This is a genomic window from Oscillibacter sp. KLE 1745, from assembly GCF_000469445.2.
Lineage (GTDB): Bacteria > Bacillota > Clostridia > Oscillospirales > Oscillospiraceae > Oscillibacter > Oscillibacter welbionis.
In genome coordinates this window covers 13,904-38,467 of sequence record NZ_KI271681.1, presented here as the reverse complement: position 1 = coordinate 38,467, position 24,564 = coordinate 13,904, and the positions used below count along the sequence as shown (strand labels likewise).

21 protein-coding genes are annotated in these 24,564 nt (G+C 64.4%); 1 reads left to right on the top strand and 20 read right to left on the bottom strand.

The genetic code is table 11. The features are described 5' to 3' along the window. Positions 1-40: 40 nt before the first annotated feature. Positions 41-1,375, bottom strand: coding sequence for a 2-hydroxyacyl-CoA dehydratase (locus HMPREF1546_RS02925; RefSeq protein ID WP_301546148.1), 1,335 nt, complete (start codon positions 1,373-1,375; stop codon positions 41-43). A 9-nt stretch (positions 1,376-1,384) separates the two neighbouring features. Beyond that, entirely contained in the window at positions 1,385-4,318 is a 2,934-nt protein-coding gene (locus HMPREF1546_RS02920; protein ID WP_051319934.1) for an acyl-CoA dehydratase activase, read from the bottom strand. 229 nt (positions 4,319-4,547) lie between these two features. Here HMPREF1546_RS02920 and HMPREF1546_RS02915 point away from each other — a divergent pair, with 229 nt between their 5' ends. Then, positions 4,548-5,132: an epoxyqueuosine reductase QueH gene (locus HMPREF1546_RS02915; protein WP_021749407.1), complete on the top strand. Its 585-nt coding sequence runs from the start codon at positions 4,548-4,550 to the stop codon at positions 5,130-5,132. 80 nt (positions 5,133-5,212) lie between these two features. On the opposite strand, the gene HMPREF1546_RS02910 is transcribed toward HMPREF1546_RS02915, so the two are convergent. The 18 genes from HMPREF1546_RS02910 to HMPREF1546_RS18060 all read right to left on the bottom strand — a co-directional run bounded on the left by HMPREF1546_RS02910 (position 5,213) and on the right by HMPREF1546_RS18060 (position 24,558). Beyond that, a complete protein-coding gene (locus HMPREF1546_RS02910) occupies positions 5,213-5,557 on the bottom strand; it encodes a cyclic-di-AMP receptor (RefSeq protein WP_021749406.1) in 345 nt (114 codons plus the stop codon). Between the two features lie 102 nt (positions 5,558-5,659). Continuing rightward, positions 5,660-7,252 carry an amidohydrolase gene (locus tag HMPREF1546_RS02905; RefSeq protein WP_021749405.1) on the bottom strand — a complete coding sequence of 531 codons (1,593 nt, stop codon included), beginning with the start codon at positions 7,250-7,252 and terminating at the stop codon, positions 5,660-5,662. Positions 7,253-7,440: 188 nt separating this feature from the next. Then, a complete protein-coding gene (locus HMPREF1546_RS02900) occupies positions 7,441-8,796 on the bottom strand; it encodes a PFL family protein (RefSeq protein ID WP_349134309.1) in 1,356 nt (451 codons plus the stop codon). A 250-nt stretch (positions 8,797-9,046) separates the two neighbouring features. Next, positions 9,047-9,316: an ACT domain-containing protein gene (locus HMPREF1546_RS02895; RefSeq protein ID WP_025544749.1), complete on the bottom strand. Its 270-nt coding sequence runs from the start codon at positions 9,314-9,316 to the stop codon at positions 9,047-9,049. A gap of 108 nt (positions 9,317-9,424) precedes the next feature. Next, positions 9,425-9,898: a hypothetical protein gene (locus tag HMPREF1546_RS02890; protein ID WP_021751668.1), complete on the bottom strand. Its 474-nt coding sequence runs from the start codon at positions 9,896-9,898 to the stop codon at positions 9,425-9,427. 110 nt (positions 9,899-10,008) lie between these two features. After that, complete coding sequence (locus HMPREF1546_RS02885; RefSeq protein ID WP_021747792.1) at positions 10,009-11,220, bottom strand: aspartate kinase; 1,212 nt, start codon at positions 11,218-11,220, stop codon at positions 10,009-10,011. 85 nt (positions 11,221-11,305) lie between these two features. Beyond that, positions 11,306-12,499 (bottom strand): homoserine dehydrogenase, encoded by a 1,194-nt coding sequence (locus tag HMPREF1546_RS02880; RefSeq protein WP_021747793.1) that lies wholly within the window; start codon positions 12,497-12,499, stop codon positions 11,306-11,308. A gap of 19 nt (positions 12,500-12,518) precedes the next feature. Further along, the gene (locus HMPREF1546_RS02875) at positions 12,519-12,959 is read right to left on the bottom strand and encodes an ACT domain-containing protein (RefSeq protein WP_021747794.1); all 441 of its coding nucleotides are present in this window, start codon (positions 12,957-12,959) and stop codon (positions 12,519-12,521) included. Between the two features lie 205 nt (positions 12,960-13,164). Next, a complete protein-coding gene (locus tag HMPREF1546_RS02870) occupies positions 13,165-14,571 on the bottom strand; it encodes an aminopeptidase (protein WP_021747795.1) in 1,407 nt (468 codons plus the stop codon). Next, positions 14,552-16,228, bottom strand: coding sequence for an L-threonylcarbamoyladenylate synthase (locus HMPREF1546_RS02865; RefSeq protein ID WP_021747796.1), 1,677 nt, complete (start codon positions 16,226-16,228; stop codon positions 14,552-14,554). Before HMPREF1546_RS02865 ends, HMPREF1546_RS02870 begins: the two co-directional genes overlap by 20 nt. Before the next feature lie 155 nt (positions 16,229-16,383). Further along, positions 16,384-17,451: a peptide chain release factor 1 gene (gene prfA / locus HMPREF1546_RS02860; RefSeq protein ID WP_021747797.1), complete on the bottom strand. Its 1,068-nt coding sequence runs from the start codon at positions 17,449-17,451 to the stop codon at positions 16,384-16,386. Between the two features lie 42 nt (positions 17,452-17,493). Further along, positions 17,494-17,982 (bottom strand): flavodoxin family protein, encoded by a 489-nt coding sequence (locus HMPREF1546_RS02855; RefSeq protein WP_021747798.1) that lies wholly within the window; start codon positions 17,980-17,982, stop codon positions 17,494-17,496. 19 nt (positions 17,983-18,001) lie between these two features. Further along, entirely contained in the window at positions 18,002-18,823 is an 822-nt protein-coding gene (locus HMPREF1546_RS02850) for a YdcF family protein (RefSeq protein ID WP_021747799.1), read from the bottom strand. Then, positions 18,804-20,711, bottom strand: coding sequence for an ABC-F family ATP-binding cassette domain-containing protein (locus tag HMPREF1546_RS02845; RefSeq protein ID WP_021747800.1), 1,908 nt, complete (start codon positions 20,709-20,711; stop codon positions 18,804-18,806). Before HMPREF1546_RS02845 ends, HMPREF1546_RS02850 begins: the two co-directional genes overlap by 20 nt. Continuing rightward, positions 20,704-22,077: a UDP-N-acetylmuramoyl-tripeptide--D-alanyl-D-alanine ligase gene (murF, locus tag HMPREF1546_RS02840; protein WP_021747801.1), complete on the bottom strand. Its 1,374-nt coding sequence runs from the start codon at positions 22,075-22,077 to the stop codon at positions 20,704-20,706. The genes HMPREF1546_RS02845 and murF overlap by 8 nt, the downstream gene beginning before the upstream one ends. A 5-nt stretch (positions 22,078-22,082) precedes the next feature. Continuing rightward, a complete protein-coding gene (locus tag HMPREF1546_RS02835) occupies positions 22,083-23,138 on the bottom strand; it encodes a D-alanine--D-alanine ligase (protein WP_021747802.1) in 1,056 nt (351 codons plus the stop codon). Between the two features lie 181 nt (positions 23,139-23,319). Further along, positions 23,320-24,300 carry an Ig-like domain-containing protein gene (locus tag HMPREF1546_RS02830; RefSeq protein ID WP_036629536.1) on the bottom strand — a complete coding sequence of 327 codons (981 nt, stop codon included), beginning with the start codon at positions 24,298-24,300 and terminating at the stop codon, positions 23,320-23,322. 117 nt (positions 24,301-24,417) lie between these two features. Then, positions 24,418-24,558 carry an FtsW/RodA/SpoVE family cell cycle protein gene (locus HMPREF1546_RS18060; RefSeq protein ID WP_301547031.1) on the bottom strand — a complete coding sequence of 47 codons (141 nt, stop codon included), beginning with the start codon at positions 24,556-24,558 and terminating at the stop codon, positions 24,418-24,420. Between the last annotated feature and the right edge of the window lie 6 nt (positions 24,559-24,564).

Here is a 24,564-nt window from a genome sequence, read left to right as displayed (position 1 = left end):
CTCGGGTCTGCCGCGCCGGCACTTCCAGTTATGGCTTTGTTTATACGGAGACTGTCTGAGGCTCCGCCCCGCTCTGCGGGGTCTCTGCGGGCGCCGGAGTCTCCCGGGCACTCTGGTCGGCAGTCTTCTCCGCCAGCCGCTCCCGGGCCACTGCCAGCATCAGCTTGATGCGGTTCTCCTGATTCACCCGGGTGGCGCTGGGATCGTAGTCGATGGGGGTGATATTGGCCTGGGGGTACAGCTCCCGGATCTTGTTGATCATCCCCTTGCCGCAGATGTGGTTGGGCAGGCAGCCGAATGGCTGGGCACAGACGATGTTCTCGTACCCGGCCCGCACCAGCTCGATCATCTCGGCGGTGAGGAGCCAGCCCTCACCCATTTTGTTGCCGGTGGAGATGACGCCGTCCGTCAGCTTCACCAGCTCCCGGAAGGGCAGGGGCGCGTGGAAGCCGTTGTCCTTCAGGACCCGGATCATCACCTTCTCCATGCCCTCGATGTAGTCCAGGATTACGCTTGACACATGCTTTTCCAGGAAGGTGCCGCCATACAGCCGGGCGGTTTCGGAGGGGTTGTAGGCGCAGTACTGCACAAAGCCCATCAGGCCCGGCAGGTTCACCTCGCAGTCCTGGGAGGCCAGGAACTTCTCCAGGTCATTGTTGCCCAGGGGGGAGTATTTCACGTAGATCTCCCCTACCACGCCCACCTTCACCTTGGGTACCCGGTGAATGGGAATGGCGGCGAACTCTGCGGCGATCTTGGGCATGGCGGCCTTGATCTCCCGGCCGGACCAGCCCTTGTCCTCCATGACCCAGCCGCAGATGGTGTCCAGCCACTTCTCCTGCAAAGCGGCCGCGTCCCCCTTGTGGGTCTCATAGGGCTCCGTCTGGGCCTTCAGGGCCACCAGCAGGTCGCCGTAGTAGATGCAGGCCAGGAGCTTGCGCATCAGGGGCAGGGTCATGGGGAAGCCGGAGTCCTTCTCCAATCCGGAGAAGTTCAGGCTCACCACCGGAACCTGGCCGTAGCCTGCCTTCACCAGGGCCTTGCGCAGCAGGTGGATGTAGTTGGAGGCCCGGCAGCCGCCGCCAGTCTGGGTGATAATCAGGGCGGTGTGGTCCAGATCGTACTTCCCGGAGCCCAGGGCGTCCAGGAACTGGCCGATGACCAGCAGGGCGGGATAGCAGGTGTCGTTGTGGACGTATTTCAATCCCAGCTCGCTGACCTGGCTGCCGCAGTTCTCCAGCAGCTCGCAGGTGTAGCCGGCCTGCCGCATGACGGCCGCCAGGATGCGGAACTGCACCGGGGCCATGTTGGGAATCAGGATCTTATGGGTCTTTTTCATTTCAGGGGTGAACTTGGGGTAATTCTGGAATTCCAGCTCCATGTCTCACGCCTCCTTTCTGGCAGTTTCCCGGGCCTCGTCCTGCTCATCCAGGGCAGCGAACAGGCTCCGCAGCCGGATGCGGACAGCGCCCAGGTTGGTGATCTCGTCGATCTTCAGCTGGGTGTACAACTTGCCACCCGCCTGCAGGATCTCCCGTGTCTCGTCGGAGGTGATGGCGTCCACGCCGCAGCCGAAGGAGACCAACTGCACCAGGTCCATATCCCGCTGGGTGCAGCAGTAGCGGGCCGCCGCGTAGAGACGGGCGTGGTAGGTCCACTGGTTCAGCACCGTGGTGGGGAATTTCTCCACCCGGTTGGAGATGGAGTCCTCCGTGATGACCGCAGCGCCGGCGCGGGTAATCAGAGTGTCGATGCCGTGGTTGACCTCCGGGTCCACGTGATAGGGCCGGCCTGCCAACACGATGATCCGGCGGCCCTCTGCCCGGGCCTGGTCGATGATCCGCTCTCCCTCCTTGCGGATGAGGGACATGTGGTGGGCGTACTCGGCGTAGGCGGCGTCGGTTGCCTCCTTCACCTCGCCCTTGGTGATGTCCGGGAAGTAGCTGCGCAGGATGGTGAAGATCTTTTTGGTGAAGTCCTTGGGCCGGTGGAGGCCCACATAGTCATAGATGAACTTGGTCTGCTGGACCTCTGGGCAGTTGCCGGCGATGACCTCCGGATAGTAGGCCACCACAGGGCAGTTGTAGTGGTTGTCCCCCAGCCCCTCATCCAGATTGTAGGTCATGCAGGGGTAGAAGATCGCGTCCAGGCCAAGCTTTGCGAGGAACTGAATATGACCGTGGGCCAACTTGGCCGGGAAGCAGGCGGTGTCGCTGGGGATGGTGCCCTGCCCCTTCAGATACAGGTCCCGGCTAGAGAAGGGGCTGTGGTACACCGCGAAGCCCAGCTTGGTGAAGAAGGTGTGCCAGAAGGGCAGCAGCTCCCACATATTCAGGCACAGGGGCAGCCCGATCTTGCCCCGCCTGCCGGGGACGGGCTTGTAGCCCAGGATCAGCTTGCGCTTGTATTCGTAGAGGTTCCGCTCCCCGGTGTCCGCCTTGCCGGTGACGGGCCGGTCGCAGCGGTTGCCGCTGATGAAGGTGGCCCCGTCGGCGAAGGTGTTGATGGTCAGCTGGCAGTTGTTGCCGCACAGGCCGCACACCCGGCTCTCCGTCTCCTGGCGGAAGTCCGCCAGCTCCTGGCGGTTCAAAAGCGTACTGGTCTGATCCGCCCGGGCCTTGCCCCGGCCGAACAGGGCAGCGCCGTAGGCGCCCATGAGGCCAGCGATATTGGGTCGGATAACCTCTACGCCCATCTCCTTCTCAAAAGCCCGCAGCACCGCCTCGTTGTAGAAGGTACCGCCCTGGACCACGATGTTCCGGCCCAGCTCCTCGGGAGAGGAAGCCCGGATGACCTTGTAGATGGCGTTGCGCACCACGGACATGGAGAGGCCGGCGGAGATGTTCTCAATGGTGGCGCCGTCCTTCTGGGCCTGCTTCACGCTAGAGTTCATGAACACAGTGCAGCGGCTGCCCAGGTCCACAGGCCGCTCGGCAAACAGGCCCAGCTGGGCAAACTCTTTCACGTCGTATCCCAGCGCCTGGGCGAAGGTCTGCAGGAAGCTGCCGCAGCCGGAGGAGCATGCCTCGTTCAGGAAGATGTTGCTGATGGCGCCGTCCTCGATCTTGAAGCATTTCATGTCCTGGCCGCCGATGTCGATGATGAAGTCCACATTGGGCAGGAAGTGGCGGGCGGCGGTGAAGTGGGCCACCGTCTCCACCACGCCGTAGTCCGCGTGGAAGGCGTTTTTCGCCAGATCCTCTCCGTAGCCGGTGGTGGTGACGGACGCCACATGGAGGGCCGGATGCTCGTCATAGAGCTCCTGCAGCACCTGCCGGATGAGGGGCACCGGGTTGCCCAGGTTGGGCCGGTAGTCGGAGAAGAGGATGCGGGCGTCCTGGTCGATGACCACCAGCTTCACGGTAGTGGAGCCGGAGTCGACGCCGATGTGCACCGGGGCGGCGTAGTCCGCGCCGAAGGGCACCTGGGGCACCGTGGCCTTGGCGTGCCGGGCCCGGAACGCCTCATACTCCTCACGGCTGCTGAACAGGGGCGGCAGGGAGCGGTAGGTCTCCGCCGCGCCGTGCTTCTGCAGGTCGTCCGCCACCTGGTTCAGGTCGAATTCCTGGTCGGAATAGAAGGCTGCGCCCAGGGCCACGTACAGCAGGCTGTTCTCCGGACAGGTGCCCTGGACCCCCAGGGTGTGGTCAAAGCTCTCCCGCAGGACTCGGGAGAAGGTCAGGGGCCCGCCCAGGTACAGGACGTTGCCCTTGATGGGCCGGCCCTGGGCCAGCCCGGCAATGGTCTGGTTCACCACCGCCTGATAGATGCTGGCGGAAATATCCTCCGCCTTGGCGCCCTGGTTGATGAGGGGCTGCACATCGCTCTTGGCGAACACACCGCAGCGGGAGGCGATGGTGTACGTCTTCTCCGCCCGCTGGGCGGCGGCGTCCATCTCGTCGGCGCTCATTTTCAGCAGCGTCGCCATCTGGTCGATGAAGGCGCCGGTGCCGCCGGCGCAGGAACCGTTCATCCGCACCTCCATGCCGCCGGTGAGGAACAGGATTTTGGCGTCCTCACCGCCCAGCTCGATGATGCAGTCCGTCCCCGGGGCCAGCTTGTTGGCCGCCACGCGGGTGGCAAACACCTCCTGCACGAATGGGACCTGCACGCTCTCCGCCATGCCCATGCCGGCAGAGCCGGAGATGGCCAGATCCGCTTTTGCGCCGTGCTGATCCGCCACCCGGCGCAGCAGCTCCTCCGACTTTTCCAGAATATGGCTGTAATGCCGCTCGTATGTACTGTATACCAGATTATCCGCATCGTCCAGCACCACGCATTTGATGGTGGTGGATCCTACGTCAAGTCCAACTTTCAACTCTGCTTCCTCCTTCTGGGAAAACGGTTGCGTCAGAGTTTTCAACAGCTAACCGCATGATACCACATTAGTTGACATCATACACTTTTTCCATGGGATGTTCAATCGGCAATATTCTGAAAGACTGTTAATTTTTCGTTAAGAAACTTGGTTGGGAAAGGGGCTTGGCCTTTTCTCTCTTCTATGCTATACTGGTTCCATCTCAGAACCAAAGAGAGGCATTTTCGACATGGAACGCGTTTTGCTGCACACCTGCTGCGCCCCTTGTTCCCTCAGCTGCATCGACCCTCTGCGGAGCGAGGGCATCGAGCCGGTGGCGTTTTGGTACAACCCCAACATCCACCCCTGGAAGGAGTATCAGGCCCGGCGGGACTGCCTGCTGGCGTATGCCCCCACCATCGGTATGGAGGTCCGGGTACAGGAGGACTACGGTCTGAAGGACTTTGTCCGCCATGTGGCGGGAGACATCGACCACCGCTGCGCCTACTGCTACGAACACCGGCTGGAGGGCACGGCGAAGTATGCGGCAGAGCACGGCTTTGCCGCCTTCACCTCCACCCTGCTGGCCAGCACCTATCAGAATCACGAGGCCATCGCCGCCGCAGCAGAGATGTATGCCCGGCAGTACGGGGTGGAATTTCTCTACCGGGACTTCCGGTCAAACTTCCGGGCCGGCAACCAGCGGGCCCGGGAGCTGGGGTTCTATATGCAGAAGTACTGCGGCTGCGTCTTTTCCGAGGCGGACCGCTATCAGAAGCAGATCGACCGGGACCGGGCAAAATTTGACGCGGAGGAGGCGGCCCGACAGGGCTGACGAGCTTCCCTTCGATGCGCAAAAAAGACCTGCACGGCAGCTGCCGCGCAGGTCTTTTTTGCCATTTGAGACGCAGGGATTCAGAATTTGCGGATATCGTCCAGCGACACGATGAACACCGCCGCACCGCCGGCCATGACCTCCATGGGTACCGGCGGCACCGCGGACATCTCCCCGTGGGGCATGGTCACGCTCTGGTACACGGTCTCCTTCCGGTGTCCCGCATACTTCTGCAGGACGTCCAGGGCCTCTTCCAGCCGATCCTCCTCCACGCCGATCATCACCGTGGTGCTCTTTTTCTTCAAAAAGCCGCCGGTGGAGCTCAGCACCGTCACCATGAAGCCGCGCTCATTCAGGTTGCGGATGGTGTTGTCGGAATCACTTCCCTGTAAAACGGCCAGCACCAGCTTGCTCTTTTTCTCCATATTGCTCACCTCCCATGTTCCAACGCGTTGGGCACGTCGTTCCTCCTTATTTTACCTCTCGTGCGAAAAATTGCAAGCGTTCTTTTCCACCCGGCGGCAGACTCATGCCTCCCGGCAGAAGATGGGAACGCCATCCTTCCAGGTCTCCAGTACCCGAATATCCCGGAGCTCCTCCTGCGGCACCGCCAGGGGGTCCCGGTCCAGAATCACCAGATCCGCCTGCTTCCCCGGCGCCAGGGTGCCCTTGTCCGTCTCCTCAAAATACTGGTATGCAGCGTGGACCGTCACCGCCTCCAGGGCCGTCCGGACGTCCACCCGCTCTTCCCGGCCCAGGACGCGGCCCTGCCGGGTCACCCGGTTCACGGCACACCACACCGTCTCCAGCATATCGGGCCGGATCACCGGCGCATCCTGATGGAATGTGAAGGGGATCCCCTGCTCCGCCGCCGAGCCTGCGGGACTGATGGCCTCCGCCCGGCCGGGTCCCAGATTTTCCAGATGGACATCCCCCCAGTGGTACACGTGGGCCACGAAGAAAGAGGGGATCACCCCCAGCCGCCTCACCTCCGGCAGTTGGTCCCTGCCCAGCAGCTGGGCGTGGATCATCACCGGCCGCAGTGCCGCCAGATCCACGCCTTCCCGCGCCGCCGCATCCAGCGCCGCCAGATACTGGGCGCAGGCGGCATCCCCGTTGCAGTGGGCCAGCAGCTGCATTCCATCTGTCCCGGCTCGGCGGACCATGTCCAGCACCTCTGCGTCCGTCAGGGTGCCGTAGCCCCGGTATTCCTGCTCCCCCTGATAGGGCCGCCGCAGCCAAGCGGTACGTCCCTGGGGAGATCCGTCCAGAAACATCTTGTACCCGCCCAGCTTGAAGCGCCGGTGATATTGCCGGACACTCTCGGGAAATGCCTGCCGGGCCGCCTCCACTCCCTCCGGATCTCCGTAGGCAACCACATCCAGCTTCAGGGACCCGTCCGCCAGCAGGGCCTGATACAGGGGTACCAGCTCCCGGCGCAGCAGCCCTTCCTGCACGGTGGTGATTCCGTAGGAGGCGTACAGGTCCTGGGCCTTCCGGTAGGCCGCCAGAAACGACTCCAGCGGCCTCATGGGCACCCGCTTCTGGAACTCCAGAAAGGCGTTTTCCTCCATGTAGCCGGTGAGGGTGCCGTTCTCCCGCCCGATGACGCCTCCGGCGGGGGCAGGCGTCTGCGCAGTGACACCCAGCCGCTCCAGCGCCGCGGTGTTGAACACGCCCATGTGGCCGGACTGGTGGCAGATCACCACCGGGTTGTCCGGCGCCGCCGCATCCAGGCAGAGCCGATCCGGGTGGCGCCGCTCCGAGAGCAGGTTGTGGTCGTACCCCTGTGCCGTTACCCACTGCCCGGCAGGGATGCGCTCCCGCCGGATGTAGTCCCGGATCCGGTCCTGCATGTCCGCCCAGGAGGTGCAGCCCTCCAAAGACACCTGCAGAAACTGGTTGGCCACCGCCGTAAAGTGGCTGTGGGCGTCCAGAAACGCCGGCAGCAGCGTCCTGCCTGCCAGATCCACCCGGCGGACGTCGATTCCCGTCTGGTCCTCCACCGCCGTCCTGCCCCCCACGGCGGCGATCCGGCCGTTGCGCACCAACAGGGCCTGGGCATCAGGGCTGTTCCGCTCCAGAGTGCGGATGGTGCCGTTTTCAAAGAGAATGTCCATGCGATTCCTCCTTTTCTCCCAGTTTACCGCGGCAGGGCGCGTCCCATACCCCGGCGTGAAACTCCAAGTATAGGACAGTATGCCGCGAAAAGGCGTGAGCCCTGCTGCACATGAAGCTGCGGCATATCTGAACGCCTTTCCCGCATCTGTATGGCAAAACAGGCCGCCCTTCCGGACGGCCCGCTGGCTCAGTTCTTCAGGCTGTGGAGGGGTGCCGGGATGCGGCCGCCCCGGGCGATAAAGTCCGCGCTGGACTCCGGGTGCACCGGCATCACCGGGGCGCTGCCCAGGAGGCCGCCCATCTCGATCCGGTCCCCCACGGTCTTGCCGGGGGCGGGCAGCAGCCGGACGGCGGTGGTCTTGTTGTTCACCATGCCGATGGCCGCCTCGTCTGCAATGATGGCGGAGATGGTCTCTACCGGGGTGTCGCCGGGGACGGCGATCATGTCCAGGCCCACGGAGCAGACGCAGGTCATGGCCTCCAGCTTGTCCAGGCAGAGGGTCCCTGCCTCTGCGGCGGCGATCATGCCCTCGTCCTCGCTGACGGGGATGAAGGCGCCGGAGAGGCCGCCCACAGAGGAGGACGCCATGACGCCGCCCTTCTTCACCGCGTCGTTCAACAGGGCCAGCGCCGCCGTAGTGCCGTGGGTGCCGCAGACCTCCAGGCCCATCTCCTCCAGAATGCGGGCCACGCTGTCTCCGATGGCCGGGGTAGGCGCCAGGGAGAGATCCACGATGCCGAAGGGCGTGTCCAGCCGACGGCTGGCCTCCTGGGCCACCAACTGGCCCATGCGGGTCACCCGGAAAGCGGTCTTCTTCACGGTCTCCGCCACCACGTCAAAGGGCTGGCCCTTCACCGCTTTCAAAGCAGTACACACTACGCCGGGGCCGGAGACGCCCACGTTGATGACCTTCTCCGCCTCTCCCACGCCGTGGAAGGCGCCGGCCATAAAGGGGTTGTCCTCCACGGCATTGCAGAACACCACCAGCTTGGCGCAGCCCAGGCCATCCCGGTCCGCCGTGGCGGCAGCGGTATCCTTGACGATGCGGCCCATCAGGGCCACCGCGTCCATATTGATGCCCGCCCGGGTGGACCCCACGTTGACGGAGGAACAGACCAGTTCTGTCCGGGCCAGAGCCTCCGGAATGGAGCGGATCATCTTCTCGTCCGCCTCTGTCATGCCCTTCTGCACCAAGGCGGAGTAGCCGCCGATAAAGTTGACGCCGCAGGTCTGGGCCGCCCGGTCCAGGGCCAGGGCAAAGGGCACGCAGTCCTCCGTCTCGCTGGCCCCGGCCACCAGGGCCATGGGAGTGACGGAAATGCGCTTGTTCACGATGGGGATGCCGAACTCCCGCTCGATGTCCTCGCCGGTCTTGACCAGCTTCTCCGCATACCGGGTGATCTTGTCGTAGATCTTCTTACAGGCCCGCTTCGGGTCCGGGTCACAGCAGCTCAGCAGGGAGATTCCCATGGTGATGGTGCGGATGTCCAGGTGCTGCTGGTCGATCATCTCAATGGTAGATAAAATTTCCTTCTGGTTCAGCATAACGTATCTCCCAACGTACAAATTCTCTCTCAAAAGGACTCCGGAAACGGGTAAAAGAGGCTAGGGGAAAACCTCCGGTTTTCCCCAGTTCTTTTACCTCCGGCAAAAGAAGAATATCAAATCATTTTCGGCAGGGCGTGTACCTGCCGAAAATTCCTTGACCCAGCCGCCGGGGGCGGCGTCCCCAGTGACCAACGTCTCACTGGGGAGGGGGAATCTAAAGGGTGGGCGCAGCTCCCTCTTGAAGTCAGATGCGATGCATGGCATCAAATATCTCCTCCCGCTGGATGCGGATAGAGATCTCCATCTTCTGCCCCAACTGCTCCAGCAGGTCCCGTAGCTCGCCCACAGAGACCTTGGCCGCTCCCACGTCCACGGCCATGACCATGGTGAAGGAGCCCTGGAGGATCGTCTGGGAGATGTCCAGGATATTGACGTTGTGCTCAGCCAGCAGGGCGCAGACGGCGGCGATGATGCCTACCTTATCCTGCCCCACGACGGTGACGATGGCGTTCATAGCGAAGTTCCTCCTCATGGCCGCCCGCCGGCAAGCCCGGCGAGGCGGCATTCTCTTGTATACAGCGTCCGTATTGTACCACAGATGGGCGGGAAAGTAAATCCTCTCTCATCCCAGCGGATTGACGAATGGTCCCCAGCCCGGAGGCGTGAAGGTCAGCAGCATGTACAGCCCCGCCAGAAGCAGAGCCAGGGCTGCCCACAGCCCCGGGTGCTTTCTTCCGTCCGGGCAGAAGGCCGTGCCCGCCGCCAGCAGCACCGCCCAGACCGCCAGGCTCGCCGCGCCGTTTCCCCCGGCGGCCGCCAAGCCCCAGCACGCCGCTGTCATAGCCAGGGGCGTCAGCACCGCTGCCGGCAGATCCTGCAGCAGCGTGCGGCGCTCCCTGCCCAGCCGGCCGGTCAGCACCCAGGCGGCAAGCAGCGGCCAGAAGGCCAGCTTGCTCAACTCCCAGGGGCTGGGACACTGGGGCACGAACGCGGCAGGCAGTCCGCTTTGTGCCGTGCTGTGGAGCAGCAGCAGTGCCAGGCCGCACACCACAGCCGCCAGATACCGCAGGGCAAAACGATTGAAGGGATCTCTCATGGTTCGCCTCACCTCGCTCCACTGTATGCAGCGCGGCGGCGGAGCAGACCGGAAAACAGCACAGGGCGCGCCGGTGGGCGCGCCCTGCTGGGCTGATGCTCCAGGCGGAATCAGATCTCGCCGAAGAACTTGTCGTGGATGGCCCGGACCGCCCGGTTCACGTCCTCCTCATCCAGCAGGACGGAGACTCGGATCTCAGAAGTATTGATCATCTGGATGTTGATGCCCGCCTCATAGAGAGCCTCGAACATCCGGGCGGCCACGCCGCAGTTGCTCATGAGGCCCGCGCCCACGATGGAAACCTTGCCGATGCTCTCATCCGTCTCAATGTGGTCGAACCTCAGGGTCTCTTTATGTTCCTCCAGAATCTGCTTGGATTCCTCCAGGTCCTTCTTGTGGACCGTGAAGGTGATGTCCTTGGTGTCCTCCCGGCCAATGGACTGCAGGATGACATCCACGTTGATGTTGTGCTTGCTCAGCAGGTCAAAGACCTGGAAGGCGACGCCTGGGTTGTGCTGCAGACCGATCAGGGCGACGCGGGCGATGCTGGTGTCCTTGGCGACACCGGCGATATTGGTTTTCTCCACTTTGGTGACCTCCTTGACTTTCGTGCCGGGCTTGCGCTCCAGGCTGGACACGACTTCCAAATTCACTCTGAACTTCTTGGCCAGCTCCACGCTGCGGTTGTGGAGCACCTGGGCCCCCTGCGACGCCAGTTCCAGCATCTCGTCGTAGGTGATCTCATCCAGTTTGCGGGCACTGGGGACGATGCGGGGGTCCGTGGTATACACACCGTCCACATCCGTGTAGATCTGGCACAGATCTGCACGGAAGGCCGCCGCCAGCGCCACGGCGCTGGTGTCGGACCCGCCCCGGCCCAGGGTGGTCACGTCCCCGTTGCGGTCCACGCCCTGGAAGCCGGTGACGATCACGATCCGGTGCTGGTCCAGCTCGGACTGGATACGCTCGGTGTCGATCTTCTTGATCCGGGCGTCGGAGTGGACGGAGGTAGACTGTATCCCCACCTGCCAAGCAGCCAGGGATATGCAGGGCAGGCCCATGGCCTCCAGGGCCATGGCGCACAGGGCCACAGAGATTTGCTCTCCCGTGGAGAGCAGCATATCCATCTCCCGCTTGGAGGCGTGGGGGTTGATCTCCTCCGCCTTGGCAATGAGATCGTCTGTAGTGTCTCCCTGGGCGGAGAGGACCACAATCACGTCGTTCCCCGCCAGATAGGTCTCTGCGATGATGCCGGCTACGTTGCGGATGCGCTTGGCATCTCTCACGCTGGTGCCGCCGAATTTCTGTACGATCAAGCTCATGGCATTTCCTTCTTTAAATCAGAATCAAGTCTCAAATCCCGGTTCCCGCCTGTTCCAGTATACACATCTTCCGGCGGTTTGGGGCTTATCCCAGCACCCGCAGACAGGCCAGGACGCGCAGGCCTTCGGCCTGCTTCCCTGCCTCGGCTCCGCTGATGCAGTCGGTGAGGAAGGCGGTCTCACCGCCGTCCTCGCTGAGGATCTCCACCTGGCCGAAGGCCGCGGCAGCGGCGCTGAGGCTGCCGCCGATGCGGAAGTAGTACCGGCTCCGAAGGGCCTGCGGGTCCTCAAAGCCCGCCGGGTCCGCCTCCCAGCCGATCTCCTCCCGGCGGGGACTGGACTGAAGCGCCTCCATCACGTCCGCCACGCAGGCGGAGGCCGTGGGCAGCTCCCCGGCCCCTTGGCCGTAGAACATCACCTCGCCGGTGGCGTTTCCCCGGACCACCACCGCGTTGAACACATCGTCCACGCTGGCCAGGGGCTGCTCCTCCGGGATCAGATGGGGTGCCACATAGGCAGTACGGCCGCCGGGCAGGCGCACCGCCCGGCCCAGCAGCTTGACGCGGTAGCCAGCCCGCTGGGCGATCTTCACGTCCCGGAGAGACAGCCGGCTGATCCCCTCCATGGGCACATCCGCCGGGTCCACCTGACAGCCGAAGGCCAGATCCGCCAGGATACAGATCTTCCGCCCGGCGTCGACGCCCTCCACGTCTGCGGTGGGGTCTGCCTCCGCGTAACCCTTCTCCTGCGCCTCTTTCAGGGCGTCCGCAAAGGTGGTGCCGGCCCGGACCATCCGGGTGAGGATATAATTGGTGGTGCCGTTTAGGATGCCGTACACCTCGTCGATCCGGTTGGCAGCCATGCACTGGGTCAGGGGATGCAGCACTGGGATACCGCCGCCCACGCTGGCCTCGAACAAATAGTTCACGCCCCGCTTTTTGGCCAGGGCCAGCAGCTCTGCGCCCTTCTCCGCCACCAGCTGCTTGTTGGCGGTGACCACGTGCTTGCCGGCGTTCAGGGCCCGCTTTGTGTACTCGTAGGCCGCCTCCACGCCGCCGATGGTCTCCACCACCACCCGGATAGCATGGTCCTCCTCGATCTTCGTGAAGTCATCCGTCATCAGCTGACGGTAGGGCCCGTCCTTGAAATGCCGCACCAGAATGGTCTTCACCTGCAGGGGTTCGCCCAGCTTTCGCTCGATCTGCCGGGCGTTTTCCGCCACTACCTTGGCCACGCCGGAGCCCACCGTGCCAAGGCCCATAATCGCAATCTGTATCATGCGTCCGTTTCCTCTCTCTTTATCCTGCCAGGACTTCCACCCGCACCACGCCGTCCACGGCGGCCACGTCTGCCATCAGCTTCTCCAGGGTCTCCGCCAGTCCGCTGGTCTCTGCGGAAATCGTCACCGCCGCGCAGCCGTTGGTGGGAATGCTCTGGTTGATGGTGAGGATGTTGGCCCCAGAAGTGGCAAACACGGACAGCACGCTGGAGAGCACGCCGGTGTTGTCCTTGAGCATGCAGTAAAAGGTGATGATGTGCTCCGCCTTCATATCGTTGAACGGCTGCACCGCATCCTTGTACTTGTAGAACGCGCTGCGGCTGATCCCCACCTGCTTCGTGGCAGCGCCCACGGTGTCCGCCTCGCCGGTCTGCATCATCCGCTTGGCCTCCGCCACCTTCACGAAGATCTCCGGCAGGGCGTTCGCGGCCACAATGTAATACTTGATCTCTCTCGCCATCTCGTCCGCCTCCTATGGCCATTTGTCTTTACACGCAAAGCATCTTACCATATTTCCGTAGGCAATGCAACCAAATTCGCCGAAATTCTTTTGACGAAAACAGGAAAAGTTCCCCCGGTTTTCTCCCCCTCACCTGAGCAGAATGCCGGATAGAAACAGGCGCCCCGGTTTTCACCGGGGCGCCTGTTTCCTGATCTCAGCCGATTCACTTCTCCGCCTGGAATACGGCCTTCATGCCCTTATAGGTCTCGTAGCAGTCCAGCTTGGACACCGTCTCAAAGGGCGCGTGCATGGACAGGACCGGCACGCCCGCGTCCAGCGTGGTGATGTTCCGGTTGGCCATATACATGGCCACAGTGCCGCCGCCGCCGGCGTCCACCTTGCCCAGCTCTGCGATCTGCCAGATGACCCCCGCCTCGTCAAAGAGGTTGCGGATATAGGCCACCGTCTCCGCGTCCGCGTCGGAGGCACCAGACTTGCCCCGGGCGCCGGTGTACTTGCACAGGCCGATGCCGTAGTTCAGATAGGCGGCGTTGCGCTTCTCATACACGTCGGAGAAGTTAGGGTCGTAGGCCGCCGTCACGTCGGCGCTGAGGCAGAAGGACTTCTCGAAACACACCCGCACAGCCGCGCCCTGGCTCTCGCACAGGTCCTCCATAAATGTGTCGAAAGCGGCGGACTGCATGCCCGTCACACCGTCGGAGCCGATCTCCTCCTTATCCGCCAGAACACACACCGCCGTCTTGGCAGGGGTCCCCTCCAGATCCAGCAGGGCCCGCAGGGCGGCGTAGGCACACACCCGGTCATCATGGCCGTAGGCGCCGATCATGCTGCGATCCAGGCCGATGTCCGTGGCCTTTACCGCCGGCACCGCCTCCAGCTCCGCGGAGGTAAAGTCATCCTCCGTGATGCCGTACTTTTCGTTCAGCAGCTTCATCACCGCCAGCTTCACACGGCCGGACTCCTCCGCGTCCCCGATCGGCTCGCTGCCCAGCAGCAGGTTCAGGGTCTCAGCGGGAATGGCCTCCGCCAGCGGCTTCTTGTTCTGCTCCGCGCCCAGGTGGGGCAGCAGGTCCGTGATCACCAGCCGGGGATCGTCCGCGCCCCCGCCGATGTTCACCTGTACGCTGGCGCCGTCCCGCAGGGCCACCACGCCGTGGAGCTCCAGGGGAATGGTAACCCACTGGTACTTGCGGATGCCGCCGTAGTAGTGGGTCTTGAAATAGGCCAGTTCCCCGTCCTCATACAGGGGGTTGGGCTTCAGGTCCAGCCGGGGGGAGTCTATGTGGGCGGCAGCGATCTGAACACCCTCCGCCAACGGCTTCTCCCCGATGTGGGCCAGCAGCACGCTCTTGCCCCGGTTGCAGAGATAGACCTTGTCTCCCGGCTTCACCGCCGCGCCCCGGACATAGGGCCGGTAGCCGGCCTGCTTTGCCAGGCGGACAACCTCTCCTGCGCAGAGCCGCTCGGTCTTGCTAGTGTCCAGAAATGCCTTGTAGTCCGTGCAGTACGATTCCATGGCGCTCCGCTCCGCCGCGTCCATCCGGTCGAAGCCGTTGCGGCGGCAGGAGAGCAGCTGCTCCTTCAGCGCCTTAAATTCCTTGCTTTCCATGTGCTTTTTCCTCCTTGATGGTGTCGATCAGCCGCTGGAAAAACTCCCGGGCCTCCATTTCAAAGGCCGCGGCGGTATCGGCGGCGTTATTCAGCTCACAGTCGCACTTGCCCCGGTAGTACTCGTCCGGCTGCTGGGCGGAGATCCGCAGGCGGGCGTACTGCTCTGTGATGTTGTCCCGGGCCATGATCCGCCGGACCCGCAGTTCCAAAGGCGCGGTGACGGCTATCGTCCGGTCGCACAGCTGGTCCAGCCCGCCCTCCAGCAGGTTGATGGCATCGATGGCGAAGATCTTGCTCTCCGACGCCGCCAAGCGCCGCCGCACCTCCGGCACCAGATGGCGGGCCACAATGCCGTTGAGCTGCTCCAGCCGGTCCTTGTGGGAGAAGACCTCCTGTCCCAGCTTGCGCCGGTCCAGTTGGCCGGCTGCGTCAAACGCGCCGGGGAAGGAGACACCGATCTCATCCCGCAGGGGAGCGCAGGTCTCCAACATCTCATGGTACAGGGCGTCGCAGTCGATGACCTCGCCCCCCAGGGAGCGGATGGCCCGCAGGGCGCTGGACTTGCCCGCGCCGGTGCCGCCGGTGAGGCCCAGCACCACCCGCTCACTGTCCGCCTCCACCACATGGAAGCCGGCGGCCTTTTTCAGCCGGTTGCCGATGGCCAGACCCAATCCCCGGTTGTCCGGGCACTGGGCGAAGATCTCCGTCACATCGCTGGTGTCAAAGGTCCGCAGGGCGTCGAACACCCGCTGGGCCTGGACCAGCTTGTCGCCTACAGGCCCCAGGGTGTGGACCTCCTGCTCCCGGAACAGGTCCACAAACTCCTCGAAGCAAATGACGCCGGAGGTGGGCCCCACCCGCCGCAGGATCTCCTGGGCGGACTTCTCCGGCGCGCCGGTGATGACGGTGACCGGCGCCTTGGGGGCGTAGTGGCGGTACTTCATGCCAGGGGCCTTGGGCTTCTCGCCCTCCGCCAGGGCGCCGTTGACGGCCTTGTCCACATCGATCTTGCCGATGAGCCGCTCCAGGTCCTCCAGGGGCAGTCCGCCGGGACGCAGCAGCCTGGGCGGGTCGCAGGTCAGGTCCAGAATCGTGGACTCCACACCCACCGCACAGGGACCGCCGTCCACCACGCCGCTGATCCGGCCGTCCATATCCTCCAGCACGTCCTGGGCAGTCGTGCAGCTGGGCCGGCCGGAGAGGTTGGCGCTGGGGGCCGCGATGGGGATGCCCGCCTCCCGGATGATCGCCAGCGTCACCGGGTGGTTGGGGCAGCGCACCGCCACCGTGTCCAGCCCGGCGGTGGTCTCGTCCGGGATGATGGGCCGCCGCTTCAGGATCATAGTCAGGGGGCCGGGCCAGAATTTCCGGGCCAGCACATAGGCCAGGGGCGGCACGTCGGCGCAGTAGCGGGGCAGCCACTGGGCGCCGGTCACATGGATGATGAGGGGATTGTCCTGGGGCCGGCCCTTGGCCTCAAAGATCCGCTTCACCGCGGTGCCGTCCAGAGCGTTGGCCCCCAAGCCGTACACCGTCTCCGTGGGGATGCCCACCAGGCCGCCGTCCCGCAGGATCTTGGCCGCTGCGCCGATCTTGTCCTCGATCTCCTTCTGCTGACCCTTGGTGTCCCGCAGGTCAAAATATCGTGTCTGCATATCTCTTCGCCTCTATCTCTCTTCGCCGGAGATCTCCCCGGCCTTATTGCTTACTCTTTCTGCGTCTCCAAAGGGCTCCGCGGCGTCCCGGCAGGCTGCCGGAAGTGCAGCCCCTCCACGGCGCCGCTCTATCCGGGCCGCCGTACAGCTCTGTTTTATGGTTCCCCGCCGCCGTTCTTCAGCTTCTCCGCCTGGTCGGCGGTCACCAGGGCGTCGATGAGCTCATCCAGTTCCCCGTCCAGGACTGCGTCGATCCGGTACAGCGTCAGGCCGATCCGGTGATCCGTCACCCGGCCCTGGGGGAAGTTGTAGGTGCGGATCTTCTCGCTGCGGTCGCCGCTGCCCACCTGACTCTTCCGCTCTCTGGCGATGTCGGCATTCTGCTTTTCCCGCTCGATCTCATACAATCTTGACGCCAAAAGGCGCATGGCCTTGTCCCGGTTCTGGAACTGGCTGCGCTCCTGCTGGCATTCCACTACCAGGCCGGTGGGCCGGTGGATCAGCCGCACGGCGGAGGACGTCTTGTTCACATGCTGGCCACCCGCGCCGCTGGCCCGGTAGACCTGCATCTCGATGTCCGCAGGGTCCAGCTTCACGTCCACCCCTTCCGCCTCCGGCAGCACGGCCACCGTGGCGGCGGAGGTCTGGATGCGGCCATTGGACTCCGTCACCGGCACCCGCTGGACCCGGTGGACGCCGCTCTCGAATTTCAGCCGGGACCAGGCGCCCTCGCCTTCAATGAGGACGCTGCACTCCTTCACGCCCCCCAGCTCCGTCTCGTTCAGCTCCACGGTGTCGGTCCTCCAGCCCCGGGCGGCAGCGTACATGGTGTACATCCGCAGCAGCGACGCGGCGAACAGCGCCGCCTCCTCGCCGCCGGTACCCGCCCGGATCTCCAGGATCACGTTCTTCCGGTCATTGGGATCCTTGGGCAGCAGCAGGAGCTTCAGCTCCTGCCGCAGCCGCTCCATCTCTTCCCGTGCGGCGGTCAGCTCCTCCTGGGCCAACTCCCGCATCTCCGGGTCAGAGAGCAGCTCCTCCGCCGCGGCTCGGTCCGCCTCCGCCTGCCGGTATGCCTGGTACGCCTCTGCCACCGGAGTCAGGTCCTTCAGCTCCCGATTCACAGTCTTCAGCCGCTCCGCGTCACCGTAGACAGACGGGTCCGCCAGCTGGGCCTGCAGATCTTCATACCGCAGGGCCAGCTCCTTCAGTTTTTCCAGCATGGGGCATCTCCTCTCCCGTTGATTTCAGAAAAGGGTCTGCCGCTACTGCCCCTCCAGAAAGGCCCGGACTTGGCGGAGAAACTCCTCCTGCCAGAATGCCCAGCCCACGTCCCCGCTTCGCAGGGACACCGCCGCCAGATGACCGGCGGGCACACAGAGATCCATCTGGCGATAGACCTCCTGGTACTGGGAGCCGCTGCTGCGGGTCAGCACATAGGCCGCGTTGCGGATCTCCCCGCCCCGGTCTTTCAGAAACGACCGCATGACGGCGCTGGATCGCCCGGCCCACACCGGTGTGCCCAGAATCACCAAGCGGTAGTCCCCCAGGGGACGGGCTGTCTCCAACGGGGCCACGGGGCGGGTGTCTTTGCGCATGGCGTCCAGCCCACAGCGCAGCCAGCCCCGCCAGCCGCTCCGGTCCGCGTTGTCCCGCAGCTCCGCCAGCTCCGCGTCCAGGGCGGCGGCAATCTCCTCCATGGCCTTCTTGGTGTTCCCCGTCCGGGAGTAATAGATACATAAGATGTCGCTCATTTGGTTCCTCCGTATCCGCTCAGTCAAACAGAAAGGTCTTTACCATGGCAAAGGCCTCCCGCAGGGTGTAATTGATCTCCAAATGAACCCAGGGCAGCGGCGCTGGGATCCCGGCCACGTCTCCGTAGCCCTCCCGGGCGGCGATCAGCTCCGCCCGGGCGATGTGAAAGTCATTGGTGACAACAGCCACCCGTCCCTCCGCCGGGTCCACCCCCGCCTCTGTCAGCAGTTCCCAGGAAAAGGCGAAGTTCTCCGCCGTGTTGGATGCCCGGTCCTCCAGGATCAGGCGGTCTGCCTCCACACCGTACTCCGTGAGATAGTCATACATACACTGGGCCTCACTGATCTCCTCGCCGTAGCCGGTGCCGCCGGTGAGCACTGCCGGGATGTCCGGCCACCGCTCCAGATAGTCCACGGCCTTGTCCAGCCGGGTCCGCAGGGACAGGGACGGCTCAGTGCCGTTGACCCCCGCCCCCAGGACGATGACCGCGTCTGCCGGCAGGGGCGTCATGTCGCTGCGCCCCCGGTTAATGATAAAGACCTCCAGCCCCAGCAGCGCAGCCAGTCCCACCGTAAGGCAGCCATAAAAGCCCCGGTGGATCAGCCGCCAGCGGTGATTTCCGGCGGCCAGGCGATCCAGCAGCCAGGAAAGCACCAGGAGCGCCGCCAGCCCCAGCAGCAGAAAGCCGGAAAACCGGATGCCCAGGCTCCGGATGAGCACCAGAAGCAGGCCGAAAACGGCGCAGCCCGCCGCCCCGATCAGCCGGGCCTGTCCTCTTCTGCGGCCCCGGTAGACATCGTACCGGTACAGGGGCCGCTGTTTAGCCCTCTGCCTCTTCACTGAGCTGCTCCCACCTTTCGTACAGGGCGTCCAGCTCCGCCTGGGCGGCGTCCTTCTGCCCCACCAGCTCGTTCAGCTTCTCATAGTCACAGGCCGCGGCCTCCATGTCCGCCTCCAGGGCGGCGATGTACTCCTCCGCCCTGGCGATGTCCCGCTCACAGATGGTCAACTGCCGTCGGGCCGCCTGCTGGGCCTTGTTGCCCCGCTGGGGCCGCTCCGCAGCGGGCTTTTCCCGCTCCTTCTCCGGCTTGGGAGCGGCGGCCTTCTCCGCCTCCTCCTGAGCCTTCATCTGCCGGTATTGGGCAAAGCCGCAGGGATAATCCGTGATGGTGCCATCCGCCAGCTCCCAGATCCGGGTGGCGAAGCGGTTGATGAAGTACCGGTCATGGCTGACAAACAGCAGCGTGCCGTCGTAGGCCTCCACCGCCTCCTCGATCCACTCCCGGGAGTCGATGTCCAGATGGTTGGTGGGCTCGTCCAGAATCAGAAAGTTGATCTCGTCATCCATCAGCATGCACAGCCGCAGGCGGCTCTGCTCCCCGCCGGAGAGCACCGACACCGGCTTGAACACGTCCTCGCCCCGGAAGTCGTATGCCGCCAGCCGGTTTCGGGCCGACTGGGCCGAGAGGCCCTTTTTCGCCGCCATCATATTCTCCACCAGGTTCCAGTCTGGGTGGTCGAAGCGGACGATCTGGGGCAGGTATGCCTCCTTCACCTGGGGGCCGGTTTTGATGCGGCCGTCGTCCGGATACAGCTCCCCCACGATCATCTTGATAAGGGTGGACTTTCCGGTGCCGTTGTCGCCGATGAGGGCGATGCGCTCGCCCCCCTCCACCTTCAGGCTGATGCCCTCAAAGAGGTGCTTGTCCCCGTAGGACTTGGACACGTTCCGGATGCCCAGCACCTCGTCCCCGTGGAACTCCGCGGAGGAGAACCGGGCGTCCATCTTCCGCGCCTTGGTGGGTTTGGAGGTGGTCCGCATCCGCTCGATGCGCCTTTCCATGGAGATGGCCCGGCGGTAGGTCTTGTCCATGCCCATGAAAGCCCAGACCCGCAATTGCTCCGCCGCCTTCTCCAACTGTGCGATCTTGGCCTGCTCTTTTTCGTACTGCTTCATCCGCTCCTGGTAGCGGCGTTCCTTCTCCACGGCATAGAAGCTGTAATTCCCGCTGTAAAACTCCGCTTTCCCGTCCTGGATCTCGATGACCCGGGTGACGGTGCGGTCCAGGAAATACCGGTCGTGGGAGATGGTGACCACCGTGCCGTGGAAAGAGCGAATGTACTCCTCCAGCCACTCGGTAGCGTGGAGGTCCAAGTGGTTGGTGGGCTCGTCCAGCAGCAGGATGTCCGTGTCCTCCAGGATGAGGCGGCCCAGGTTCACCCGGGTCTTTTCCCCGCCGGAGAGGCTGTCGAACAGCTGGGACCGCTGGCTGTCCGGAATGGACAGGCCGTTGGCGATCTTATTCACCGCCACATCCGTGTCATAGCCGCCAAATGCCTCAAACCGCTCGCTTAATGTGCCGTACCGCTTCAAAATGGCAGGGTCGCTCTCCCCGGCGGCCATCCGGGCCTCCAGGGCCCGCATCTCCTCCGCCAGGCTCTCCAGCCGGGCGAAGGCGGAGCGCAGCACGTCCTCTACTGTGCAGCCGGCGGGGTAGACGGGGATCTGGGAGATCAGGCCCACCCGCCGGCCCTGGCCCACCACGACGGTGCCCTCGTCGTAGTCCAGCTCGCCGGTCAGTATCTTGAACAGGGTGGTCTTGCCCGCGCCGTTGCGGCCCAGCAGCCCCACCCGCTCCCCCTGGTCCACCTGAAAGGTGAGGCCGTCCAGGACGTTCTTCCCCACCTCAAAGGACTTCACCAGGTTGTTCACTTGAATCTCAATCATACGCTTGTTTCAACTGCTCCACGATCCAGCCAAAGTGCATGGCGTGGGACGCCTTCACCAGCATGGCGGTGTCGGTGCCCAGCTGGTCAGTCAATTCGTGGACGGCCTCCTCCTTGGTGGCAAAATGGGTGACGGAGCCGCCGCTCTGGGCGGCGCCGTCGGCGATCTTCTCCGCCTTGGCGCCGATGGCCACCACCTCGTCGATGCCCAGCATGGCGGCCAGGGCGCCTATGTTGTAGTGGGCCTGGTCCGTCAGGTCCCCCAGTTCCCCCATGTCCCCCAGCACGGCCACCTTCCGGCCGCACTCAGTCTTGGCCAGGATCTCCAGGGCCGCAGTGACGGACTGGGGATTGGCGTTGTAGCAGTCATCCAGCACCAGCCGCCCGTCCCGCAGACGAAGCACCCGCATCCGGGATCCGGCGGGTTCATACGAAGCCGCGCCCCGGGTGATCTCCTCCGTGGAAAGGCCCAGCTCCTCTCCCACCGCCACGGCGATGGCGGCAGAGTAGGCCATGTGCTCTCCCGGCGCAGGGATGGTCAGGTGATAGGTGTCCCGGGGGGACACGACGGTGCAGGTAATTCCCGCTACGCCGTGGTCGGCCATGTCCATCACCCGGACGGCGCAGTGCTCCGATCGGCCGCAGCGGACGGTCCGGAAGGGCAGGTCCAGGGTGTTCAGCAGGGCGTCATCCCCGTTAAGGACCGCCAGTCCCTCCGGCTTCAGGTTCTCAAAAATCTCGCTCTTGGCCTTGAGGATCCCCTCCCGGCTGCCCAGATGCTCGATGTGGGCGTCACCGATGTTGGAGATGACGGCGATGTCCGGCCGCACCATCTCCCCCAAATAGCGGATCTCCCCGAAGTGGTTCATGCCGGTCTCGATCACCGCCGCCTGATGCTCCGGCCCCAGGCCCAGCAGGGTCAGGGGCGTGCCGATGTCGTTGTTGAAGTTCTCCGGTGTCTTCAGCACCCGGAGCTTCGCCCCCAGCACCGCCGCCAGCATCTCCTTTGTGGTGGTCTTGCCCACGCTGCCGGTGACCTGGACAAAGGGGATGGCGAACCGGTCCCGGTAGGCGGACGCCAGGGCCCGCAGGGCCAGCCGGGTGTCCGCCACCTGGATATAGAACTTGTCTGGCCGCAGCAGCTCCGGCCTCCGGGCGCACAAGCACCCGGCGGCTCCCGCGTCCAGGGCCCTGTCGATGAAGTCATGGCCGTCGAACCGCTCCCCCACCCAGGGCAGGAACAGGCAGCCGGGGGCAATCTTCCGGCTGTCGGTGCACACAGCGGTGACGGGGGCCGCCCCCTTCCGGGGATTCAGCCAGGTGCCGTCCACAGCGGATATGATCTCAGGAATGGTCATTGGCTGCATGCAGTTCACCCTCTTCTCTTCACGTCGCAGGAGAGCCGCACGATCTCCTCGCAGAGCTGGTTGTAGCTCATGCCCACGGCGGCGGCCTCCTTGGGGACAAAGCTGTTGGGGGTCATGCCCGGCAGGGAGTTGGCCTCCAGCACCCACAGATTTCCGTCTTTGTCCAGAATCATGTCCGTGCGGGAGTAGACCTCCAATCCCAACGCCCGGTGGGTCCGCAGGGCCAGCTCACCGGCGGCCTGCATCACCGCGGGCGGCACATCGGCCGGACAGGTCTCCACCGCCGCGCCGGCCTGGTACTTGGCCACGTAGTCAAATTCCTTTCCGGCGGGCACGGTCTCCACCGCCGGCAGCCAGCGGTCCCCCAGGACCGCCACTGTCAGCTCCCGGCCGTAGATCCGCTCCTCCGCCAGGACCTTGGCGCCGTAGCGCAGCACCTCCTCCAGGGCCCGCTTCAGCTCCGTCCGGTCCTCCGGTAAGTACACACCCAGGGACGAACCGCCCCCGATGGTCTTGATGACGCAGGGCATAGGCAGCGTCTGGGCCAGGGGCTCCGCCTCATCCAGTCCATAGGACAGCAGCCGCCACTTGGGGGTGGGAATGCCGCACGCGTCCAGAATCTGCTTGGAAACCGCCTTGTCCATGGCGACAGCGGAGGCCAGATGACCCGCGCCGGTGTAGGGCACGCCCAGTAAATCCAGGGCGGCCTGGATGCGGCCGTCCTCCCCGTCCATACCGTGGAGGCCCAGGAACACCAGGTCCGCCTTCTGGCAGATGTCCAGCACGTGGGGGCCGATGTGGCTGGGGCCCTGATCCTTCCGGCCGCGCTTCACCGTCTCCAGGTCCGGCGCCTCCACCTCGATCTTCGCGTCGGGGCACAGGCCGTCGGGCGCGTCAAACAGGGTCTCCAGGTCCGCCGGGACCTCCTCCAGCCCCAGGAACAGATCCACCAGGATGGCCCGATGGCCGTTTTCCCGCAGGGCGTGGCACACGCCGGTGCCCGTCACCAGGGAGACCGCCCGCTCTGTGGAGATTCCCCCCGCCAATACAACGATCTTCATGCTCGTTTCCAGTCCCTTCTATCTTGACTGCTCTCCGATGGGTAGTCATAATCATCCTATTTTAATGTTCCATAGTTTAGCACAAACCGCCCCCAAATACAACTGTTAAAACGCCGCAGGCCCTCCGAAAAAGCACGGGCGCTTTTTCGGAGGGCTGTTTGTTCTGCTGGAAATTCCCGGCTCAGAGGAGCCAGTCGAAGAGGCCGGCCGGTTCTCCCTCCAGCAGGGTGCCGGCGGCGGAAAGCATCTGGGCCGCGTCCGCCCGGGTGACGTTTTCTCCCATGGCGGCGCTGCCGAAGCTGCCCGCGGCGAGGACGCTGACCGCCTCCATGTTCCCCACGGCCTGGGCCGCCCAGGAGGGCACTGCCTCCCGGTCTGCGTACCAGCCGGCCAGATCCACATCCTCCACCGCCAGGACGCGGTTGAGCACGGTAGCCGCCTCATTGAAGGTGATGGGTTCGTCTCCCTGGAAGGCCACGCCCTCCGCTGTGGAGACGCCCTGAATGATGCCGTCCGCCACACCGGCCGCGGCGTAGGCCTTGGCCCAGGTGGGGATGGCCGCGTCGTCGCAGAAGCCGGTCATGGTAACGGCGGTGGGTTCGTCCCCGGCGGTCTCCATTACCAGGGCCAGAAACTCGCTGCGGGAGACGGGCTTATCCGGCTCAAAGTAGTACTGGTCTCCGATCTTGGCACCGGTGAAAATCCCCGCCTCCGCCAGGTCCTGCGCGGCCACCGCGGCGGTGCTGTCCGCCGTGTCCGCATAGGTGACGCCAGACTTGGCCTTCTCAATGGTGACGCTCACCGTAGCGGGTTGAGACACGCGTCCGGCGCTGTCGGTGGCGGTATAGGTGAAGCTGTCGCTTCCGGTGGAATCCCCCTCTGGGGTATAGGTGAAGCTGGCGCCGTCAATCTGGACGGTGCCCTTTTTGGGCTCTTTCTCCACGGTGAAGGTCAGGTCCTCTCCCTCGCCGCCCGCGGCCAGAAACTGGGCGTGATAGGGAATGCCCCGGTAGGTGCGGATCTCCAGCGCCTGGGCCGTGGGGCTCCCCTCTGCCGGCTGGGCCTTCTCCTTGCCGCCGAACAGGGCGGCGGCGTTGACGGACAGGGTCAGGACTACCGCCAGGCACAGGGCGGCGGCGCGTTTCATCAGTTGGGTCTTCAAGGCGATCATACCTCCTGTATTGAATTGGGTGCACCGCTAGTTTCTTCCCGCCCGCCGGAAATATGCAGAAAAACACGGCCGGAGCGCACTCCGGCCGTGTTTGGGAGATCCTTCCGCTCACCCCAGGGGCCTGCCCGGACGGCGGACCACAGGGGATCGCTTTTTGATGCCGGACACCACGCCCATGGCGGCATACAGTGTCAACAGCGAGGACCCGCCGTAGCTGAAGAACGGCAGGGGCAGACCGATCACGGGCATCACAAA

Coding starts and splice junctions, on each gene's coding strand:
- HMPREF1546_RS02915 (WP_021749407.1), top strand. CDS start 4,548: ATGGAACGCGTTTTGCTGCACACCTGCTGCGCCCCTTGTTCCCTCAGC.
- HMPREF1546_RS02910 (WP_021749406.1), bottom strand. CDS start 5,557: ATGGAGAAAAAGAGCAAGCTGGTGCTGGCCGTTTTACAGGGAAGTGAT.
- HMPREF1546_RS02905 (WP_021749405.1), bottom strand. CDS start 7,252: ATGGACATTCTCTTTGAAAACGGCACCATCCGCACTCTGGAGCGGAAC.
- HMPREF1546_RS02895 (WP_025544749.1), bottom strand. CDS start 9,316: ATGAACGCCATCGTCACCGTCGTGGGGCAGGATAAGGTAGGCATCATC.
- HMPREF1546_RS02890 (WP_021751668.1), bottom strand. CDS start 9,898: ATGAGAGATCCCTTCAATCGTTTTGCCCTGCGGTATCTGGCGGCTGTG.
- HMPREF1546_RS02885 (WP_021747792.1), bottom strand. CDS start 11,220: ATGAGCTTGATCGTACAGAAATTCGGCGGCACCAGCGTGAGAGATGCC.
- HMPREF1546_RS02880 (WP_021747793.1), bottom strand. CDS start 12,499: ATGATACAGATTGCGATTATGGGCCTTGGCACGGTGGGCTCCGGCGTG.
- HMPREF1546_RS02875 (WP_021747794.1), bottom strand. CDS start 12,959: ATGGCGAGAGAGATCAAGTATTACATTGTGGCCGCGAACGCCCTGCCG.
- HMPREF1546_RS02870 (WP_021747795.1), bottom strand. CDS start 14,571: ATGGAAAGCAAGGAATTTAAGGCGCTGAAGGAGCAGCTGCTCTCCTGC.
- HMPREF1546_RS02865 (WP_021747796.1), bottom strand. CDS start 16,228: ATGCAGACACGATATTTTGACCTGCGGGACACCAAGGGTCAGCAGAAG.
- prfA (WP_021747797.1), bottom strand. CDS start 17,451: ATGCTGGAAAAACTGAAGGAGCTGGCCCTGCGGTATGAAGATCTGCAG.
- HMPREF1546_RS02855 (WP_021747798.1), bottom strand. CDS start 17,982: ATGAGCGACATCTTATGTATCTATTACTCCCGGACGGGGAACACCAAG.
- HMPREF1546_RS02845 (WP_021747800.1), bottom strand. CDS start 20,711: ATGATTGAGATTCAAGTGAACAACCTGGTGAAGTCCTTTGAGGTGGGG.
- murF (WP_021747801.1), bottom strand. CDS start 22,077: ATGCAGCCAATGACCATTCCTGAGATCATATCCGCTGTGGACGGCACC.
- HMPREF1546_RS02835 (WP_021747802.1), bottom strand. CDS start 23,138: ATGAAGATCGTTGTATTGGCGGGGGGAATCTCCACAGAGCGGGCGGTC.
- HMPREF1546_RS18060 (WP_301547031.1), bottom strand. CDS start 24,558: ATGCCCGTGATCGGTCTGCCCCTGCCGTTCTTCAGCTACGGCGGGTCC.